Origin of the sequence: Martinezella lusitana (assembly GCF_900094565.1) — a bacterium.
Taxonomy (GTDB): Bacteria; Pseudomonadota; Alphaproteobacteria; order Rhizobiales; family Rhizobiaceae; genus Rhizobium; species Rhizobium lusitanum.
Window position 1 is genome coordinate 64,589 of record NZ_FMAF01000030.1, and the last position, 19,105, is coordinate 83,693.

Genomic DNA, 19,105 nt, shown 5'->3' on the forward strand with positions numbered 1-19,105 from the left:
GAGTTTCCGCCGGATAAGAAGCTGCGAGACGCCAGTGCGCCATGCTGCCGATGCGTCGTCCCCTGATCGCCTTTTCCGAAGACCTGCTCGTGTAACTCAAGAAAGTGGCAGATGCGCCACCGGGTTCCTGGTTCGTATTGGCGAGTTTGTAGGAAGAACCACGAATTGTCAGAAACACCACACGGCCGGCTGCCAATCAAGCACCGGAGCTGTTCCTTCGCTATCTTGCAAAGGCTCAAAAACGAACCGCGGGCCGGCCTAACAATGCGACGTTCAGCACGCCATTTCGAAGCCAGACACGACGGTCGCTCCTTTTAAGCTGGCCAGCGGACGGACCTCAAAATCTAAGGAGAAACATGCAAGGTTCTCTAAATTATAATTTGCGAGGCGGTTGATCACGGCAGAAGGTCCGGATGGCTGAGAATGTCTTCGCCCATCCGCTGTTCAGCAGTCCCTGCCACTTATCCTGTCGGGTCGGCGGTCTCGGCGGTCAATCGCTTGAAGATTGGCACCAGCCGCGGATGGCGGCCGGCGGGTGGATGCTGAATATCGACCGTGCGACCTAATTTTTTCTGCCGCTTAAGCCAGTCGCGTAAGGTCTCTGCGCAGATATGGTCCACATAGTGCAAATCGCTGCTGGCGATCCGGACTGTGCAACCAGCTGGAAGCGATTCCAAAGTATTAAGGAGCGCGGGAACATCCCTGCAAGTCGCAACGCCACCAAGCGTCAGATGAACCGTCTCAGCATCTTCCATTCGATCGATAGCAAGCTTGCGCCGCAGATAAGGAAGGATCTCGAAAATCGAGAGCGTCAAACCTAGAGCAACACCCACGAGCAGGTCTTGCAGTACGACCATCGCAACAGTCGCAATCCAGATGCCCACGGGAAGCCAACCATGATGATCGAAGAGATCGCGCACGTGATGAAGGCTGATCAGCCGCCAACCCGTCACGAGCAGTATTGCGGCCAGGGCCGTCAGCGGCACCATGGAAAGCAATTGCGGCAGCAACACCGTAAGGCCAAGAATCCAGACGCCATGCAGGACAGCCGATGCCCGTGTACGCGCCCCGGCTTGGATATTTGCCGAGGAGCGTACGATAACACCAGTGATCGGCAGACCACCGAGCAGTCCGCAGAGCCCGTTGCCAATACCTTGTGCAAAAAGCTCCTTGTTGAAGCGTGTGCTGGCGCCGTCATGCATCCGGTCGACAGCCGCAGACGACAGCAATGATTCCGCACTGGCGATGACCGCAATCACCAGCGATGTGACGACGATTCCAGGCTGAGCCATATTCGCGAAACTTTCCACTGTCGGCAATGAAATGCTGTTTGCTAGAGATGCAGGAACCTCGACCCTGGCAATCGGTAGCCGCAATGCAGCCGTTAATGTAGTTCCGATGGCAACGCCTACCAGCGCACTCGGGACCAGCCTCAGCCGGTTGGGCCTGAATTTTTCCCAGCCGATCATCGCGAGCAAGGAAATCAGCCCTATAAGCAAGTCGACGGATTCGCTCGTCATGCCGCCTCCCCAAAGATGTCCGAATGTTCGTTCCATCGCCACGACGTTTTCAATGCCCCCCGCAGCCGGTTTGGCCCCCATCAAAACGTGTATTTGTCCGAGGATGATCAGAATGCCGATACCGGCGAGCATACCGTGAACGACAGCGGGCGAGATTGCCCGAAACCATGATCCGATCTTCAGGAACGCGGCAAGGATCTGCAAAAGCCCAGCAACGATCAGGACCGGCCCGAGCATGGCCACTCCATATTGTTCGACAAAGCCGAAGACGATGACCGCCAGACCAGCGGCAGGGCCCGATACTTGCAGGGGCGAACCCGCCAGCAAGCCCACGACAATGCCGCCGACGATGCCTGATATCAGGCCCATGGCAACAGGCACGCCAGAGGCAACTGCAATTCCAAGGCAAAGCGGGATAGCAACGAAAAAGACGACAAGCGACGAGGCGAAATCGCGCGAAAAAGCGAAGCTGTTATTGGTCATGGCACTACTCCGCTGCAACTGCGGCTAGGACTTGCGGCCGATCGCGACCGGTAACGGCGACCGGTAACGGCCCGTCCTCGCGTATCTTTGTGAAGCGGGCGGCCGACCCGTCGTAAACCTCCACCTCTCCCGTTTCGATATCGAAAAACCACCCGTGCAGCGTCATGTCATTGGTCGCAAGCCTTGCTGCAACGGAAGGATGTGTGCGCAGGTGGTCAAGCTGAACAATGACGTTCTCCATAGCGATAGCGCGGACCTTTTGACGTTCGGAAAGGTCGGCCGGATAGGCTTGGCAAACGATCGAATGCGCAGCGTAACCATGCTTTAGCCAAGCGGCGACGTTGGGCATGGACTTTAGCAATTCGGGACGGCAGAGCCCTTTCATCGCGCCACAATCGGAATGGCCACAAACGATGATGTCTCGAACCGCGAGAGCTACGACGGCATATTCTATTGCTGACGAAACGCCACCGTTTGCGGTTGAAAATGGTGGAACGATATTTCCGGCATTGCGGCATACGAACAGCTCACCTGGTCCTGACTGGGTAATGGTTTCGGGCAAGACTCGACTGTCGGCGCACGAAATCATCAAGGCGTGCGGCTGCTGTCCCTCTTGCGCAAGCTTGCGGTAAAGTGCCTGGTAGTTCGGGAACACGGCACCGCGGAAGTTCGAGATTCCTTTTAGTAGATCACCCATAGCAAGTCCTCATTGTCGGGGTGGATGGAAGCAGGGCGCGCGCGATCGTCGGAATCCGCAATCATTTCGCAACTGCGAGATGGAAGTGTGATACGCAAAGAGGATGCCAAGACGTCGATCGCCTCGTTTATTTCGCACTAATACGAGCATGCTCAGTCATTGACGACAGCTTGTCGCTGTAGTCATTCCAGACATCCAGTGAGCGCGAGCGCTTGATCGTAGGTCCCCAGATCAATGTGATGCTGCAATGCAAAATTTTAGAACTTCATAGTTCCTTGCTTGCTCGGATTGAGGCGCAATGCCGAGTCTGGGAGCCATGGTTCTACGCCCGCTCGTAAGAATAACGACGAGTAGGGGCGCGCGACTACGGACCAGCACCGCAGTATCAATGCGAGGTTCTGACCGACAAGATCGCCGCGGCCAAAGCCATCGCAGCTAGGCCTGCCGCCCCGATCGGCAGCACCGACAAGTCATAATTTGCAATAAGCCTGCCGCCGACTACGGTACCGCCGGCAACGCCCACGTGCATTGCGGTGACATTCGCACCGATTATAATGTCGCTCGGGCTTCGGCCGAGATCCGCAATATCGCTCTGGACGATCGGCGAAATCGACCAGCTCGCGCATCCCCAAATTGAAAGGCTGGCGAAAAAAAGATGCTGCTTTCTGACACGCATAGCAGCAACGTTGTGACGAGATAGATTGCAGGGCTCGCGACCAGCGCGAGCCGACGACCTGCGAGGTCAGAAAGAATACCGGCCAGCACGCCCCCCGCCATGCCCGACGACCCGAAAACGGCGTAAAGAAAGGCCTCCCAGTGTGGCCCGAAGAACCCCTTGCTCGCGGCGTAAGAGGTCAAATAACTGAAGAGGGTGAAATGACCTGCAATGAACAAAATAGAAACACGCTGCGCCATCATCTGATTGCGATCCCGGAAATGAGCTAGATACAGTTTGCCAAAAGGCGAGCGCTTGCTCGGCGACCCGACATTCGGTAGCACGACGATTACAAGCCATATAGCGACGACAGATAGGCCAATCATTGCAAGGCCTACGGCGGCGCCAACCAATCAAATGTGTAATCCACACGCCCAGAGGTACCCCCAAAAAAAGCGAGCCGCTTATTCCAAGGTACACGGAGGCTATGGCACGAGCTCGATATCTTTCCGAGACGATCTGAACTGCACAACCGACGGCGCATACCGATATCTGCGCGCAAGCCATAGCCGTGATGATCCTCGAGGCGCTTATTGGGAGCAGCCCCGATCCACCGATCACAACCGGCACATTGCTCCCTGCAAAGATTGACATGGCCGCGAGGAGCGTCGGTTTTACATCGAAGCGATAGGAAATCAGTGTAGCTATCGGCGCGAAGAACGCGTAGGTGACCGAGAACACTGAAATGAGGATACTTGCTTCGGACTCGCCTACTCCAAGGCTGCCGGCTACATTCGGCAGCACCCCGATGAAAACGTTCTCGGCCAATCCGGTGATAAACACAGCAGTAGTGAGTACGAGAATTCGATTCATACCGCCAACTGCGCTGGATTGGCCGGCGCTTGCGCGGTCTCTTTTCCACCAGCTCTGCCCGATGCTCTCATCAGTCCTCGTATGCCCTGACTTCAATCAGTTTTTTGCGGGCCGAGATGGGCTCCTGCCTCATACCGATTGGACGCCCTGGGAACAGTTTGCAACGAGATCGGCTGCGTAAAGTACTCGTACTTGCCCGTCAGCACGCCTTGCGTGAATTGAAGCGCATGCTTGCCAAAGAACCACTCTTCAACAGCATAGCCGCGGGTCAGTTCGATTGGCGAGGTAAGGTTCAGTCCGGGCATTTCGATCCGATTGACCGTCGTCGGCCGGTTGCATAACAGTCTGAGGTCCTCAACGTGGATCCCGAGCGGGATCTTTTCGAACAAATCGCCAGGCAGAGCGTCGCTGTTCGACAGGTCGACTTTGGTGAATGGCAAAGGGCCGTCGGGTCCTGCCTTTCTAGAGAGGAACTTTTCTACGGCGTGGACATGCGTCGCAATCCCGGGATGGGAATCCCATTTCGCGTAAAAATCAGAGCGTAGTACCTGCCAGTCTGCATAGAGTGAGTCGAGATCGCCCCGATCAAATGAATTCGCGTGCCGGCACTCGTACGGGACCGGATACCGGGAAGTCCCGATGATCGATGTAAAATTGTGAAATCCACCCTCGTTGGTCCGTTGTCTCAACTCGTTGATCAACGGAACCCACACATCCTTGGTCACAAAGTGCAACGACGAGTGTGCCAAAGCCAGGTCGTATCTCTCATCAGGGACGAAATCCTCGATTCTCCCTTCGATCACATCGATATTCAACGAATGTTCGTCTGCAACCGATCGCAGTTTTCTGACCGCGCTCGATGACGGTTCCAATGCAGTTACCGCATGCCCCCTGAATGCAAGAAAGAGAGCGTTCCTGCCTTCGCCGCATCCTAGGTCGACGACCATTGCGTTTCTTGGCAGTTGCTGTTCTATCTCATAGACTTCGACGCTTGGCCCGCCCATCGTCCAGACGTTGGGATCCGAATAGCCTCGTTCCCAAAACCGCTCGCTGTTTTTCATTTAGGAACGTACCTTTCTTCACGGATTTTCACGTGGTCCGAGAAGAGATGATGCGCTATCAGGTTGCTGTACTTGTAACCTTTCCGGGTCAGAGCAATGGCGCCATCGCCCCGCAAATCGATGCAGCCTTCGACTTCCAGAGCATCTATCACCTCCAAAAAATCGGCGCGGAGGTCCCGTCCGAATCGTCGTGAATAATCTGCTTCTGAAAGCTGGTTGAGCGTAAGGTTAAGTATAAAATATCTCAACCGTTCTTCGGATTCGTCTAATATAACTCCGTATTTCAGCAAATTCCGACTAGTCATCTCGAGATGTATATAATCGTCGATGGCTTTGCCGACATTCTTCAGCGCGACGGCATAGTCGAGGCTGTAGTGATATTTCCCGTTATAACTTCGCGCGCCTGCTCCGATGCCTATCATCGGAACACCGAGGAAGTCAGAGGTTTCCTGGCCGTAGGCGCTGGTGCCTTCTGGAAGGCAGGTAAAACGGGTGAAAGATTCCTGTCGATACTCATTGTCCTGCATAAAATCGACATTGCTGTCGTAGATCTCATATTTGAGGCGGTCTTCCACATATTCTTGCGGTCGAGATCGCTGCTGCTTTTGCATAGCAGTGAGCGGCCGGCTGATCGCCGGATAAAGCGAAACGGTTGTTGGCCGAAAGGACAAAATCTGCTCCAGCGAGCGCTTCCAACTTTCCGGCGTTTGACGGAAGAGGCCGTAGATCAAGTCGAGATTGAAGTTATCGAAACGCTTGCGAACTGCTTCAATGGACGAAATCGACACAGAAACCTGATATGGGCGGCCGGACGCTCTCAGTTCGACGGAATCCATCGTTTGGATTCCCATGCTGATCCGGTTCACGCCTTGGTTCTTCAAAAAATCCAGCAGTTCCCCCGACACAGTGTCGGGAGATCCTTCGACGCACACCTCGGTCGAACGGTCGATATTTGGAAAGCCATCTCGAACGGAAGAGAAAATCTGGGCCAGCCGATCGATGGGCAGGAGAGTTGGGGTTCCGCCGCCGATATAGACCGATGCGACAGATCTGTGACCGGCAAATGTTGCATAAAGGCTTATCTGCCAGCAGATCTTTTCGACATAACGTCGAATAAGATCCTCCGTGTGCCGCGTGGTCAGAAAGAGCGTGCAATAGGTGCACCTATATCGGCAAAATGGCACATGTATGTATAACGCTACCGGCGCCTGGTCGTTTGAATCCCACACATCGCTCAATCGAATGTTTTCAAGCTCTTTATATGTCCGTTTTGGGGGGTAGCTGTATACATACGCCTTGAGGTCGCCTTTGCCGATGGCTTCCCTCAAGGAATTTGCAAATGATTGCATGCTCCTTTCTCCTGCGGCCGGCACTATTCGGCAATCTGCGCGAGGTCGGCGTCAAGGCGCTTGCGCACGAGATTTGGAACGGTTGCAGTCTTGATGGCATCGAGATTGGTGGGGCTGTCGCCAACTTGAATGAGGGCCACCATGCCCAAGCTCATATGCGGCGTGCATTTCACCACATAGGCCCCGGGCATATCGAGTTTTGCGCGATATTCCTCGTTCGCTTTAGATTTGAACTCCGGTGCGCCTTTTGGGATCAAACCTTTGAACGTTTCGACATTGTGTCCCTTATCAACCGGAATAAACGTCACCGTGTCGCCTGGTGCGATCTTCGTGAAACCTGGCTCAAAAACCATTGCGCCGTCCGTGCCCCTGTTCAACATCCGGATTTGGTGGTCCGCCGCCATCAGTGGCATCGCTGATGCGGTCAGCATCGCCGTTGCGACGATCGGACAGATTTTCAAACCCATTTCTGATCTCCTTTCGCGATAGCCCGATTAATTGTCCGCCCGAAGCTTTAGGCGCGAACGGGCTGACATTCCTTGAGATCGAGCAATCTTTGATCAATTTCTACGTCAAGCCCGCGCGCCGGTGTCCATCCGCGCGCGGACGAAGTCGCTGCGGCACTCGAGGGGCGCCTCATCCGCGGGTGATCAAAGCGCAGTTGGATGCAATCAGGTGATCATCAAACAAAATCGCGGCGTTCGTTGAGAGAGATCAAGGACTGAGTGCCCGTCACGTGCGAATAGTTCCCAAAAGTGGCGAGAAAGGCGGCCGCCTTTGGCGTGGTCGTCTGTACATCGGGAAGCATGACATGAATTACACCGCTGAAACCATGCTGGTTGCGGTCGGGGCTTTTTTGGCACTGGTCGGCGCGGGGGTCGCTCATGACCAGCTTTTTGCAACCCACATGGGGATACTGTTCTTCTGTTTGCTAGCGGGCACGGTACTGCTTCTGCGGCGAATTGATTTTTCCCCCGTGACAGTGAGCGCCAAACCCAAAAACGGAGCCTATTTTGACGAGGTCATCCGCTATGGATTGATTGCCACCGTCTTTTGGGGGGTGATCGGCTTCCTGATCGGTGTCGTGATCGCCCTGCAACTTGCCTATCCGGATCTGAACGTCGCGCCGTATTTCAATTTTGGTCGCTTGCGCCCACTTCATACCTCTGCCGTCATCTTCGCCTTCGGCGGCAACGGGTTGATAATGACCTCCTTTTACGTCGTCCAGCGCACCTGCCGAGCCCGGCTCTTCGGCGGCAATCTCGGTTGGTTCGTGTTCTGGGGATATCAACTTTTCATCGTCATGGCCGCGACCGGCTATGTTCTCGGGATCACGCAGGCTCGCGAATATGCCGAGCCCGAATGGTATGTCGACATCTGGCTCACCATTGTCTGGGTCGCCTATCTTGTCACCTTTTTGGGAACGATCCTGAAGCGCAAGGAGCCGCACATCTATGTCGCGAACTGGTTCTATCTGAGTTTCATCGTCACCATCGCCGTGCTGCATGTCGTCAACAATCTCGCGATGCCGGTGTCTTTCCTTGGCTCAAAGAGCTATTCGCTATTTTCGGGCGTGCAGGGTGCCCTGACACAATGGTGGTACGGCCACAACGCCGTCGGCTTTTTCCTGACCGCCGGCTTCCTTGGCATGATGTACTATTTCGTACCGAAGCAGGCGAACCGCCCAATCTATTCCTATCGCCTGTCGATCATCCATTTCTGGGCCCTGATCTTCATGTACATCTGGGCTGGTCCGCATCATCTGCATTACACGGCATTGCCCGATTGGGCGCAGACTTTGGGCATGGTCTTCTCGGTGATGCTGTGGATGCCTTCCTGGGGCGGCATGATCAACGGTCTGATGACTCTTTCGGGCGCCTGGGACAAGATCCGTACCGACCCGATCATCCGCATGATGATCGTCGCGATCGCCTTTTATGGCATGTCGACCTTCGAAGGCCCGATGATGTCGGTCAAGACGGTCAACTCGCTCAGTCACTATACCGAATGGACCATCGGTCACGTTCATTCCGGCGCGCTCGGCTGGGTCGGCATGATCACGTTCGGCGCCATCTACTACCTGACGCCAAAGCTCTGGGGGCGCGAGCGGCTTTACAGCCTCCGTATGGTCAACTGGCATTTCTGGCTCGCCACGCTGGGCATCGTTATCTACGCCGCGGTGCTGTGGGTCGCCGGCATCCAGCAAGGCCTGATGTGGCGCGAATACAATAGTCAGGGTTTCCTCGTCTATTCCTTCGCAGAGACCGTGGCTGCGATGTTCCCCTATTATCTTCTGCGCGCCGTCGGTGGTGCTCTCTATCTGGCAGGGGGAGTGATCATGGCCTGGAACGTCGCAATGACCATCCGGGGCCGCCAGCGCGACGAAGCCGCGATCCCCAGCGCTTTCATCGCCAAGGCCGCCGAGTGAGAGAAACATGTCAATACTCGCCAAACACCAGATCATCGAGAAAAATGCTACCCTTCTGCTTGTCGGGTCGCTGTTGGTGGTCAGCATTGGCGGCATCGTCGAGATCGCGCCGCTGTTCTATCTCCAGAACACGATCGAGAAGGTGGAAGGCATGCGCCCGTACACGCCTCTCGAGCTGGCCGGGCGCAATATCTACATCCGCGAAGGCTGCTATCTCTGCCATAGCCAGATGATCCGACCGTTCCGCGACGAAGTGGAGCGTTACGGCCATTATTCGCTCGCCGCCGAGTCCATGTATGACCATCCGTTCCAGTGGGGCTCGAAGCGCACGGGACCGGATCTGGCGCGTGTCGGCGGTCGTTATTCCAATGAGTGGCACGTCCAGCATCTGTCCAACCCGCGCGAGGTGGTGCCGGAGTCGATCATGCCTACTTACGCCTTTCTCAAGGAGAGGGAGGTCACGGTTAAGGATATCGGCATGGATCTCAAGGCGAACGAGGATGTCGGCGTACCCTATAGCCAAGACATGCTGGCGAATGCGGAAGCCGACATGCGGGCGCAAGCCGATCCAAACGCAAATACGACGGATCTGCTGGCGCGATATCCGAAAGCGAAGGTCGGCGATTTCGATGGCGATGCCGCCAGGCTGACCGAGGTGGACGCGCTCGTCGCATATCTGCAAATGCTCGGAACGCTGGTTGATTTCTCGACTTACGACGATGCCACCGGCTATCGCTGAGGTGCCTCCGTGGAAACATACACTGCAATGCGTCACTTCGCCGACAGTTGGGGGCTCCTCGCACTGGCCTTGTTTTTCGTGGGGGCTATAGCCTTCACGCTCCGGCCAGGCAGCAAAAAAGGCGCCAACGAAGCCGCTGACATACCTTTAAAGGACGATTGAGATGTCGGACAAACCTATAGACGAACTCAGCGGCGTCGAAACAACGGGCCATGAGTGGGACGGCATCCGCGAACTCAACAATCCCATGCCCCGATGGTGGGTGTGGACATTCTATGCCACGATCCTCTGGGCCGTCGGCTATGCCATCGCCTATCCCTCCATACCCCTGATCAGGGATACCACCAAAGGACTGATCGGGTTCTCAAGCCGGGCTGAACTGCAGCACGAAATGAACAACGCCAAGATTGAGCAGGCTCGCCTCGATGTTCTGATCGCCGCGAAATCCGTTGAAGAAATCGATGCCGACCCAACGCTGCGTGAGTTTGCAATTGCAGGCGGCGCCTCGGCCTTCAAGGTCAATTGCGCGCCGTGTCATGGCTCCGGTGCCACCGGCGCTCCGGGGTTTCCCAATCTAAACGACGACGATTGGCTATGGGGCGGCAGTCTTCCCGCCATTCAACAGACAATCGCTCATGGCATCCGCTTCGATGCCGATCCCGAGACGCATGTCTCTGAGATGCCCGCCTTCGGTGATGTACTCGAACGCACCCAGATACGCCAGGTAGCCGCTTACATTTGGGCCTTGACCAACACAGTTTCCGATCCGGCAGCGGCCGACGCCGGCAAGCAGGTATTCCTCGACAATTGCGCCGTCTGTCATGGCGAAGACGACAGGGGAAAACAGGAGTTTGGCGCACCAAATCTCGCCGACGCGATCTGGCTTAAGGGGCGAGGGGAGCAAGCGATCATCCGCCAGGTGACCCTGCCCAAACACGGCGTTATGCCAGCTTGGTCTGCCCGGCTGGGCGAAACCACCGTGAAGGAGTTGACGGTGTTTGTTCATTCCTTGGGCGGTGGAAAATAGAAAAGAAAAATCACGAATTCACGTGCATCACAATCTTTATGGCCTGATGGCGATACGGTCAGCAGTCGATCACGATCTTGTCTCTCTACGCAATGCGGTTGCGTTCGGACAGCCAGAAAACTTGCTCGTAGAACTGAAAAAGTTAGCAGCGTTTTGATTTCACTCAACGATCGCAAGCTAGCAAGCTGCTATTCTCCGGGCCTGGAGGACGTCCCTTCGTGCTGTGGCTCGTAGTTCCTCCGGGCCACACCCCCCTCCCGGAGTGTGGCTCTCCTTTTGATTGAGCCGATAGGCTTGCTTTTTCTCTCCCGGACTTGCGTCGAGAACGCTTGGTTCGTCAAATGCAGGATGAGGATCATCAACAGGATGGTATGCGATGATCCTCACCATAGCTCCCATGACAGGTGACGATCGCATCGAACGGACAGGCGCCGACGACGTTGGTGTCCGGCGCAACCGTCAGCCGCTTTATGCCGCGCGAAAGAAAGTGTTTCCAAAGCGAGCGCAGGGTCGGTTCCGGCGATTCAAATGGATCATCATGCTGATCACGCTCGGCATCTACCATCTTTCTCCGTGGATTCGCTGGGACCGAGGTCCATATGCGCCCGACCAGGCGATTCTCATCGACCTCGCCTCTCGTCGCTTCTTCTTCTTTTTCATCGAGATATGGCCACAGGAGTTCTTCTATGTGGCCGGTCTGCTTGTCATGGCTGGCTTTGGCCTGTTTCTCGTAACGTCGGCGGTGGGGCGGGCATGGTGTGGTTATGCCTGTCCACAGACGGTATGGGTCGATGTCTTCCTTGTCGTGGAACGCGCGATCGAAGGTGATCGCAACGCGCGCATGAAACTCGATGCGAGTCCCTGGACACCGGACAAGATTGCAAAGCGGGTCGCCATACATGGCATATGGGTTCTTATCGGCGTCCTCACAGGCGGCGTATGGATCTTCTATTTCGCGGATGCGCCATCCCTTGCTGTTGCCTTATTCAAGGGCCAGGCGCCGGCCGTCGCCTATGCCACGGTCGCCCTTCTCACCTCGACCACTTACATTCTTGGCGGGCTGATGAGGGAACAGGTCTGCACCTACATGTGTCCGTGGCCCCGCATCCAGGGCGCGATGCTGGACGAAAATTCCCTCGTCGTGACCTACAACGACTGGCGCGGTGAGCCGCGCTCCCGTCACGCCAAAAAAGCCCAAGCGGCGGGCCTGGCTACCGGCGATTGCGTGGACTGCAACGCTTGCGTTGCCGTCTGTCCGATGGGGATAGATATCCGCGACGGTCAGCAAATGGAATGCATCACCTGCGCCTTGTGCATCGACGCCTGCGACGGTGTGATGAATAAGCTCGATAAGCCACGCGGCGTGATCTCCTATGCGACGCTAAGCGAGTATGCCGCGAACATGAACCTGGCGACGAATGGTGGCGCGAGCCCTGTGCAACCGCATCTCGTGCGAAACGCCGATGGCGACTTCATCGAGAATATCCAGCACTTCAACTGGCGCGTGATCTTCAGGCCGCGCGTTCTTTTCTATGCGGCTGTTTGGGCAGCGATCGGGGTGGCGATGCTCGTGCATTTGGCGCTCCGGGAGCGGCTGGAACTGAACGTGGTTCACGACCGCAATCCGCAATATGTCCTGGAGTCCGATGGATCGATCCGCAACGGCTATACGCTTCGCGTGCTCAATATGGTGCCGATGCCGAGGAGAATCGATATCCGACTGGACGGCGCGGAGGGAGCGACGATGAAGATCCCCGAACTCTCGAAGGAGGAAGGCCGGCACTTCACTGTCGATGTGGATCCGGACGCGGCCACCTCGCTCAAAGTGTTCGTCACGCAAAAGGCCAAGCCGGAAACAATCAAGGAATTCCTGTTCGTCATAGAGGACGAAAATCATGCGGATCGGGCTACGCACCGGGCCGCCTTCAACGTGCCGGGAGCGCCGAAATGAGAAGCCAAGTTATCACCGGAGGTCCCTTCACCGGCCGCCATATGCTGATCGTCATTGTTGCGTTCTTCGCCGTGGTGATCGGAGTGAACGTGACGATGGCAGTTCTCGCTTCCACGAGCTGGAGCGGGCTTGTGGTGGAAAATACCTATGTGGCAAGCCAGGAATTCAACGGCAAGGCCGCCGCCATGCGTGCTATGGCGAGCAGCGGCATTTCGGGCGATCTGTTACTGCGCCGCGATGTCATTCAGTACGATATTCATAACCGTGACGGGTCGCCGGCGGTGGTTGACGACGTGACGCTGACGTTCAGAAGGCCCGTGGGCGACCGGGAGGACTTCGCGCTTGCACTGACGAAGACAAGCGAAGGCCATTTCGAAGCGAAACATCGCATTGAGGGAGGCGACTGGATCGTGGAAACCGTCTCGCGCAGAGACGGTGTCACGGTAATGCATGAGGCTAGGCGCATCGACACGGCGGAGTTTGGACAATGACCTGCTGCACGATGGACGCGGAAAGCGTCATGACAACGAGCAATAGCTGCGCCAGTGCCGAGGAGATCGTCCTCGCCAGCCATCCGCTGGGGGAGGGCCTTCGTCAATTGGACCTCAGCGTTCCCGATATGCACTGTGGCGCTTGCATTTCGACCATTGAACGGTCCTTATGCAGGTTACCCTATGTAACGCGCGCCCGGGTCAACCTGACTGCGCGGCGGGTCAGTTGCACCTATGTCGAGCACCTTGATAATGCTGTCGTCGATCCGTCGGGTATTCTGTCCGCGATCACCGAAGCCGGGTACCGGGCGCATATTTTCACTCCCGCCGCGCCCCAGACGAATAGTCTGCGCAATCAATTGCTCTTGGCCGTTGGTGTCTGCGGCTTTGCCGCAGCCAATATCATGCTGCTCTCGGTATCGGTCTGGTCCGGTGCAGATGCAGCAACGCGAGACCTGTTTCATTGGATTTCCGCGATGATTACAGCGCCGGCCCTAATTTATGGCGGCCGTTTCTTTTTTCGATCGGCTTGGAATGCCTTGAAGAATGGGCGCACCAACATGGATGTGCCGATTTCGCTCGCTGTCACGCTCTCCTATGCCGTATCGTTGTGGGAGACGATCCATCACGGAGAGCATGCATGGTTTGACGCCTCCGTGTCGCTGCTGTTCTTCCTGCTCATTGGCCGCACGCTCGACCACATCATGCGGCAAAAGGCGCGAGCCGCGGTCAACAGCCTGGCGAGACTTGCGCCACGCGGCGCGCTGGTGATAGCTGCCGATGGGAGCAAGCGCTACACCGCGATTGAAGATATCAGCATCGGTGATCATGTTTTCATCGCTGCCGGCGAACGCATCCCCGTCGACGGCGCCGTGACCGCAGGTACGAGCGAGCTGGATCTCTCTATTGTCACGGGCGAAAGTATACCAGTTGCTGTCGCGAACAGCGCGGAGGTGAGATCTGGTGCGATGAACCTCATGGCGTCATTGACCATTCGCGCGACGAAGACGGCGCAAAACTCGCTGCTTGCGGAAACCATCAACCTTATGGAGGCAGCAGAAGGAGGCAGGGCGCGCTATCGCAGGGTCGCGGATCGTGCAGCCGGCCTTTACGCTCCGGCGGTTCATTTACTTGCGCTGCTTTCCTTTCTTGCCTGGGGCTCCCTTGGTGGAGATTGGAAGCATGCCATGCTTGTCGCCGTCGCGGTGCTGATCATCACTTGTCCTTGCGCGCTTGGTCTAGCAGTGCCGGTCGTCCAGGTTGTTGCCGCAGGCAACCTGTTTCGCCGCGGCATCATGATCAAGGACGGCTCCGCTTTGGAGCGTCTCGCGGAAATCGATGCCGTCGCGTTTGACAAGACCGGCACGTTGACGATGGGCCAGCCGCGGCTCGTCGAGATGGTGGATGTGGGGTCGGAGGAAAGGGCGATCGCGGCCGGAATTGCTGCGCATTCCCGCCATCCGCTCTCTCAGGCGTTGCTGCGGAGTGCCGGCGGCAAGGGGCAACGGTTCGACAGCGTCGTCGAGATACCGGGCGCGGGCCTGGAAGTCGAAACCGCCAGGGGGCTATATCGTCTCGGCCATATGGAGTTCGCTTGTTCGATCCCGCCCCGAGAAGAAAAAGAAGCGGATGACTCGCTCTCCGAGGTCGTTCTGTCGAGGAACGGTATCGCACTTGCCCGATTCTATTTCGAAGACACGCTTCGCCCCGGAGTAGCCGTAGCCATTCGTCAGCTCGGTCTTGCAGGGCTGCAGACGATGATCCTGTCTGGCGATCGGCAAGCCGTCGTCGAGTCGACAGCGCGGCTATTGCATGTGGATCGCTGGATTGCGGAATTGGATCCGAAACAGAAAGTGGAAGAGTGCACACGCTTGGCCGAGGCGGGCAACAAGGTCATGATGGTTGGTGACGGCATCAACGATGCGCCGGCACTTACGGCGGCGCATGTGTCGATGGCTCCCGCGACTGCGTCCGACATTGGCCGACAGGCGGCAGACCTGGTTTTCCTGAATGACCGTCTCGACGCGGTTCCGGAGGCGATCTGCGTCGCGCGGCGCGCGGCAGCTTTGATCCGTCAGAACTTCGCCCTTGCCATCGGTTACAATGTGCTCGCTGTTCCCATCGCTATCGCGGGCTATGCGACGCCGCTTATCGCCGCCGTCGCCATGTCGTCGTCTTCGCTGATCGTCGTGACGAATGCATTGCGACTCAACCACTGGAATCGGCGGGAGCAACTTAGGCATGATGGCAAACATGCAGCCTCAGCAGGAGGGTCCATATGAATATGCTGATCTATTTGATCCCGCTGGCATTGTTCATGGGTACGCTCGGGCTGGGAGGCTTTCTGTGGTCGCTAAAGAGCGGACAGTATGATGATTTGGAAGGGGCTTCGTGGCGCATCTTAGTGAGTGAGGATAATGCGCCCGAGGGGGCGCAACAATCGACAAGCGCCAGTGCAGATGACCCGACGAAACTGCTAAATTCCCAACTGCCTGGAATCCACAGACGGTCTTACACGAAGAGGTTTTTCCGAAATGATGATTCGAAACCGCGTTGAATTGCGCGAGGCTTTCTGCCCGGATAATCCAACACGTCTCATGCCAAACGTCATTCAAGTGACTGAAACGTTGCGAAATTGCCACACAAGGCCAGGGTTTGTCTGCGACAGGCAGTCCAATTTTCTTTAGTTGAGCCGCCTCAAATCCTGACGTGCCAGCCGATGTTACTGCTCCTCGATTCACGAATTTCAGATCGAAGGAGACAAGAATGACTTCCAAGGACATCATACGGGTCATCATCGCTACTGCAATATTGGGTATCGTGAGCACCGCGCACGCTGCCGATCTGACGACACCACCAAGTAGGGCTCCCATTCCCGCGGCAGCCAACAGAAACCCATGGCAGATGCGGCTGCGCGCGCTTGGTGTGATCACTACTGACTCTGGGCGCGTCGACGGCTTGCCGGGTTCGGATCTTTCCTTTTCGGACACGGTCGTGCCGGAATTCGACATCTCGTATTTCTTCACCGAGAATATCGCCGCTGAACTCATCCTGGGCACAACCTACGCTAAGGTGCATGGCGGCGGCTCGATTTCAGCGCTCGGCGAGATCGGCAAGACTTGGCTGCTGCCGCCAACGCTCACCCTACAATACCATTTCACCGACCTTGGCGCTTTTCGGCCATATGTCGGCGCCGGCCTCAACTATACGCTGTTTTACAACCAGTCGGGAAAAAGTGCTCGCAGCCTTGATGTCAAGAACTCCTTCGGTGTCGCGCTCCAGGCCGGCTTCGACTATATGATCGACGATCACTGGGGTGTGAACGTCGACGCCAAAAAGATCTTCCTAAGGCCTGATTTCGACGCCAACGTCGGCGGGGCCAACGTCAGCGGCAAGGCCAGGCTCGATCCATGGCTGCTTGGCGCGGGCGTAACCTATCGTTTCTAGGCCCTCATAAAATCGCTTGGTGTTTAGCGACTTGCGTCATCCAAGGCTCGACCAGCGTTTGGATGGCGTTGGCGTTAGTGATGCTGGGTACGTGCATGCCGACTTGGTCATCAACTTTATGAGAAGATCAAGGTCAACTCGAAGTGGAGTAACTTGAGAAATGGACAAATTCGCAAGCAAGTCACAGCACCGCCGAGCACCCAAAGAGTTCACTTGAGCCTCGTATCCAGGTGCGGCCCGAATTCTGCTCGTACGAATATCGCACGACATCGACGCCGAGGCGCAAAAGGAGGGGCTGGATTACGTAGTCGCAAATGCCCGTAAGGGGGCGATCTCTATATGCCTATGGGAGCATGACATTGCGGGTTCTCGTTAAGGGCGCCGGAATTGCCGGCCTAACAGTAGCACGTCAACTGTGCGCGCGCGGCGCTCACGTAACAGTCTCCGACCCGCATCTTGGATTCGGGCGCTCTGCATCCTGGCTCGCCGGCGGCATGCTGGCGCCCTGGTGCGAGCGGGTAAACGCCGACGAGAGAGTAATGACGTTGGGGAAAATGGCCGTGGAATGGTGGGATGCCGTCCTGCCCGGCCAAGTCATTCATAAAGGGACACTGGTCGCCGCACCTCAGCGGGATTCGGGCGAACTCGGCCGCTTTGCGGCCCGTACGTCTGGGTATGAATGGTTGGACGAAGATGGCATAGCCGAGCTGGATCCCGCCCTTGCACAGCGTTTTCGCAGGGGTCTGTTCTTCCAACATGAAGCTCATCTGAACCCCCGTCAGGCGCTACGGACGTTGAAAGAGCTGCTGTCGGCAGCAGGCGTCGTCTTTACTAGCGATGATGTGAGCGAAGACGATTTCCCAGATATCGTTGATTGCACCGGTGCTGCCCGCATCGGGCAAAGTCGCGATCTGCGCGGCGTGCGCGGCGAAATGCTCTATCTGCATACAGAGGAGGTCATGCTCGCCAGGCCTATCCGCCTGCTGCATCCTCGCTTTCCCGTCTATGTCGTCCCTCGCGGCGAAGGCCTGTTTATGGTCGGGGCGACGATGATCGAGACGGAATTCGACGGGGCGATCACCGCACGCTCGACGATGGAACTGCTGAACGCAGCCTATACACTGCATCCGGCCTTTGCGGACGCCACCGTGGTCGAAACTGGCGCCGGCATCCGCCCGGCCTTTCCCGACAATTTTCCGCGCGTGATGCGGGACGGCAGAGTCATCCACGTGAACGGCCTTTATCGCCACGGTTTTCTGCTGGCGCCCACAATGGCGGCCGAAGCGGCCGATCTCGTCTTTTCCGATCGGACGAAGCAAAGGAGTTTCCAATGCACCTGATCATCAATGGCGAAACGCAGTCCATCGCCGCTAAGACGCTTTCGCAGCTTTTGGCCGCACTCGACCATGAAGGCGACTGGCTGGCAACAGCCGCCAACGGCGAACTGGTTCATCGCGAAGATCGCGACGAACATATTTTCGCCGACTATGACAGGATCGAGATACTGACACCCATGCAAGGAGGCTGATCGTGCTCGATCTCTATGGAAGCCAGATTGGGTCACCCTGCTGCTCGGCACCGCCCGCTATCCCTCGCCAGCCGTCCTAGCCCATGCGGTCACGCGCGCCGCAGAGTCTTGATCGCATCGGGGATCGAAGGCGCGAATCGGCAGCATAGCGCTTGTGGTGATCGTCGGCTGACTGTGGAACGCGTCGCCGGTCTTCGAGAACGGGGCGGATAGTGCTGCAGTGGTGAGGGATACTCTATTGCATGCGAATCCTAAGCTGAACCAGGCGATGGATCGGAGTAAAGAGGCCTAGAGGTGCCCTAAACAACATCGCGCATTGGGAGCCGAAGCGCCGAGACACTGCACCCATGCCTGAAACGAAAAAATTTTGAACCAGCAAACAAAATGGACGCTGCGGCAAAATTCGGGATGCGTGGCTAACGACACGTCACGGTTAATCTTTTAGAAAATAAGCATAATCGCAGTGCAGTTAAGAGAGAAATGCAGGACAGGTCTAGATCATGTCCCAGGACGTGGTGTAGCTTAGACGACCACGGCTCATCCCAGAGGGTCGGATGAGTATCAGCTTGCTGCTGGCAGGCTGATGAGCGGATCATCGCTCATTGTGGCGATTGTCTCAAGTGTCATGTAGCGGGATCGCTGGACGGCCCATTCATCGTTCTGTTCGAGCAGCAGCGCACCGACCAGGCGCACGATGGCGTCGTCGTTGGGGAAAATGCCGACGACCTCTGTGCGCCGCTTGATCTCACCGTTCAATCGCTCAATGGGGTTGGTCGAGTGAAGTTTGGCCCAATGCTGCTTGGGAAAGGTCATGTAGGCGAGCACGTCTTGCTCGGCACTGTCCATGAGACTGGCG

The 19,105-nt window shown here is 56.7% G+C and carries 17 protein-coding genes and 2 pseudogenes; 11 read left to right on the forward strand and 8 right to left on the reverse strand.

What is annotated here, in order from left to right; genetic code table 11:
• Nucleotides 1–461 precede the first annotated feature (461 nt).
• From GA0061101_RS32495 to GA0061101_RS32525, 7 genes and pseudogenes are all read right to left on the reverse strand, one after another.
• Complete coding sequence (locus GA0061101_RS32495; protein WP_004125887.1) at nt 462–2,003, reverse strand: SulP family inorganic anion transporter; 1,542 nt, start codon at nt 2,001–2,003, stop codon at nt 462–464.
• A gap of 4 nt (nt 2,004–2,007) precedes the next feature.
• On the reverse strand, nt 2,008–2,700 hold the full coding sequence (locus tag GA0061101_RS32500) for a carbonic anhydrase (protein ID WP_004125890.1): 693 nt from the start codon (nt 2,698–2,700) through the stop codon (nt 2,008–2,010).
• Nucleotides 2,701–3,249: 549 nt separating this feature from the next.
• A complete protein-coding gene (locus tag GA0061101_RS40495) occupies nt 3,250–3,618 on the reverse strand; it encodes an MFS transporter (protein ID WP_240535516.1) in 369 nt (122 codons plus the stop codon).
• Between the two features lie 151 nt (nt 3,619–3,769).
• Nucleotides 3,770–4,228, reverse strand: a pseudogene (locus GA0061101_RS41185) (MFS transporter); the annotation flags it as partial.
• A 92-nt stretch (nt 4,229–4,320) separates the two neighbouring features.
• Nucleotides 4,321–5,289: a class I SAM-dependent methyltransferase gene (locus tag GA0061101_RS32515; RefSeq protein WP_004125894.1), complete on the reverse strand. Its 969-nt coding sequence runs from the start codon at nt 5,287–5,289 to the stop codon at nt 4,321–4,323.
• Complete coding sequence (locus tag GA0061101_RS32520) at nt 5,286–6,638, reverse strand: STM4012 family radical SAM protein (protein WP_004125896.1); 1,353 nt, start codon at nt 6,636–6,638, stop codon at nt 5,286–5,288. The genes GA0061101_RS32515 and GA0061101_RS32520 overlap by 4 nt, the downstream gene beginning before the upstream one ends.
• 23 nt (nt 6,639–6,661) lie before the next feature.
• Entirely contained in the window at nt 6,662–7,105 is a 444-nt protein-coding gene (locus GA0061101_RS32525) for a pseudoazurin (RefSeq protein ID WP_004125898.1), read from the reverse strand.
• Between the two features lie 344 nt (nt 7,106–7,449).
• Between GA0061101_RS32525 and ccoN the strand changes: the two genes are divergently transcribed.
• From ccoN to thiS, 11 genes and pseudogenes are all read left to right on the forward strand, one after another.
• A complete protein-coding gene (ccoN, locus tag GA0061101_RS32530; protein ID WP_004125900.1) occupies nt 7,450–9,066 on the forward strand; it encodes a cytochrome-c oxidase, cbb3-type subunit I in 1,617 nt (538 codons plus the stop codon).
• Between the two features lie 7 nt (nt 9,067–9,073).
• A complete protein-coding gene (gene ccoO, locus GA0061101_RS32535) occupies nt 9,074–9,805 on the forward strand; it encodes a cytochrome-c oxidase, cbb3-type subunit II (RefSeq protein WP_004125901.1) in 732 nt (243 codons plus the stop codon).
• A gap of 9 nt (nt 9,806–9,814) precedes the next feature.
• Nucleotides 9,815–9,967, forward strand: a complete 153-nt coding sequence (locus GA0061101_RS32540) for a CcoQ/FixQ family Cbb3-type cytochrome c oxidase assembly chaperone (protein ID WP_028755102.1) — start codon at nt 9,815–9,817, stop codon at nt 9,965–9,967.
• A 1-nt stretch (nt 9,968) separates the two neighbouring features.
• Nucleotides 9,969–10,832 carry a cytochrome-c oxidase, cbb3-type subunit III gene (gene ccoP / locus GA0061101_RS32545; protein ID WP_004125903.1) on the forward strand — a complete coding sequence of 288 codons (864 nt, stop codon included), beginning with the start codon at nt 9,969–9,971 and terminating at the stop codon, nt 10,830–10,832.
• Nucleotides 10,833–11,208: 376 nt separating this feature from the next.
• Entirely contained in the window at nt 11,209–12,783 is a 1,575-nt protein-coding gene (ccoG, locus tag GA0061101_RS32550) for a cytochrome c oxidase accessory protein CcoG (RefSeq protein WP_004125904.1), read from the forward strand.
• A complete protein-coding gene (locus GA0061101_RS32555) occupies nt 12,780–13,274 on the forward strand; it encodes a FixH family protein (RefSeq protein WP_004125905.1) in 495 nt (164 codons plus the stop codon). Before ccoG ends, GA0061101_RS32555 begins: the two co-directional genes overlap by 4 nt.
• Complete coding sequence (locus GA0061101_RS32560) at nt 13,271–15,556, forward strand: cation-translocating P-type ATPase (RefSeq protein WP_004125906.1); 2,286 nt, start codon at nt 13,271–13,273, stop codon at nt 15,554–15,556. The genes GA0061101_RS32555 and GA0061101_RS32560 overlap by 4 nt, the downstream gene beginning before the upstream one ends.
• Nucleotides 15,553–15,693: pseudogene (ccoS, locus tag GA0061101_RS40500) on the forward strand (cbb3-type cytochrome oxidase assembly protein CcoS); the annotation flags it as partial. The gene GA0061101_RS32560 and the pseudogene ccoS, both read left to right, overlap by 4 nt.
• 347 nt (nt 15,694–16,040) lie before the next feature.
• A complete protein-coding gene (locus GA0061101_RS32570) occupies nt 16,041–16,721 on the forward strand; it encodes an OmpW/AlkL family protein (protein WP_004125911.1) in 681 nt (226 codons plus the stop codon).
• 359 nt (nt 16,722–17,080) lie between these two features.
• Nucleotides 17,081–18,061, forward strand: a complete 981-nt coding sequence (gene thiO / locus GA0061101_RS32575; RefSeq protein ID WP_004125914.1) for a glycine oxidase ThiO — start codon at nt 17,081–17,083, stop codon at nt 18,059–18,061.
• Nucleotides 18,052–18,249: a sulfur carrier protein ThiS gene (thiS, locus tag GA0061101_RS32580; RefSeq protein WP_004125916.1), complete on the forward strand. Its 198-nt coding sequence runs from the start codon at nt 18,052–18,054 to the stop codon at nt 18,247–18,249. The genes thiO and thiS overlap by 10 nt, the downstream gene beginning before the upstream one ends.
• Nucleotides 18,250–18,810: 561 nt before the next feature.
• Here the strand turns inward: thiS and GA0061101_RS32585 are convergent.
• On the reverse strand, nt 18,811–19,105 hold a 295-nt coding region (locus GA0061101_RS32585), incomplete at its 5' end, for an IS256 family transposase (protein ID WP_037136713.1).

Excerpts from the sequence above, each read along its gene's own strand:
- ccoN (WP_004125900.1), top strand. The coding sequence starts at position 7,450 with ATGAATTACACCGCTGAAACCATGCTGGTTGCGGTCGGGGCTTTTTTG.
- GA0061101_RS32560 (WP_004125906.1), top strand. The coding sequence starts at position 13,271 with ATGACCTGCTGCACGATGGACGCGGAAAGCGTCATGACAACGAGCAAT.
- GA0061101_RS32515 (WP_004125894.1), bottom strand. The coding sequence starts at position 5,289 with ATGAAAAACAGCGAGCGGTTTTGGGAACGAGGCTATTCGGATCCCAAC.
- GA0061101_RS32525 (WP_004125898.1), bottom strand. The coding sequence starts at position 7,105 with ATGGGTTTGAAAATCTGTCCGATCGTCGCAACGGCGATGCTGACCGCA.
- GA0061101_RS32500 (WP_004125890.1), bottom strand. The coding sequence starts at position 2,700 with ATGGGTGATCTACTAAAAGGAATCTCGAACTTCCGCGGTGCCGTGTTC.
- ccoG (WP_004125904.1), top strand. The coding sequence starts at position 11,209 with ATGATCCTCACCATAGCTCCCATGACAGGTGACGATCGCATCGAACGG.
- GA0061101_RS32570 (WP_004125911.1), top strand. The coding sequence starts at position 16,041 with ATGACTTCCAAGGACATCATACGGGTCATCATCGCTACTGCAATATTG.
- GA0061101_RS32555 (WP_004125905.1), top strand. The coding sequence starts at position 12,780 with ATGAGAAGCCAAGTTATCACCGGAGGTCCCTTCACCGGCCGCCATATG.
- ccoP (WP_004125903.1), top strand. The coding sequence starts at position 9,969 with ATGTCGGACAAACCTATAGACGAACTCAGCGGCGTCGAAACAACGGGC.
- ccoO (WP_004125901.1), top strand. The coding sequence starts at position 9,074 with ATGTCAATACTCGCCAAACACCAGATCATCGAGAAAAATGCTACCCTT.
- GA0061101_RS40495 (WP_240535516.1), bottom strand. The coding sequence starts at position 3,618 with ATGATGGCGCAGCGTGTTTCTATTTTGTTCATTGCAGGTCATTTCACC.
- GA0061101_RS32520 (WP_004125896.1), bottom strand. The coding sequence starts at position 6,638 with ATGCAATCATTTGCAAATTCCTTGAGGGAAGCCATCGGCAAAGGCGAC.
- thiS (WP_004125916.1), top strand. The coding sequence starts at position 18,052 with ATGCACCTGATCATCAATGGCGAAACGCAGTCCATCGCCGCTAAGACG.
- GA0061101_RS32495 (WP_004125887.1), bottom strand. The coding sequence starts at position 2,003 with ATGACCAATAACAGCTTCGCTTTTTCGCGCGATTTCGCCTCGTCGCTT.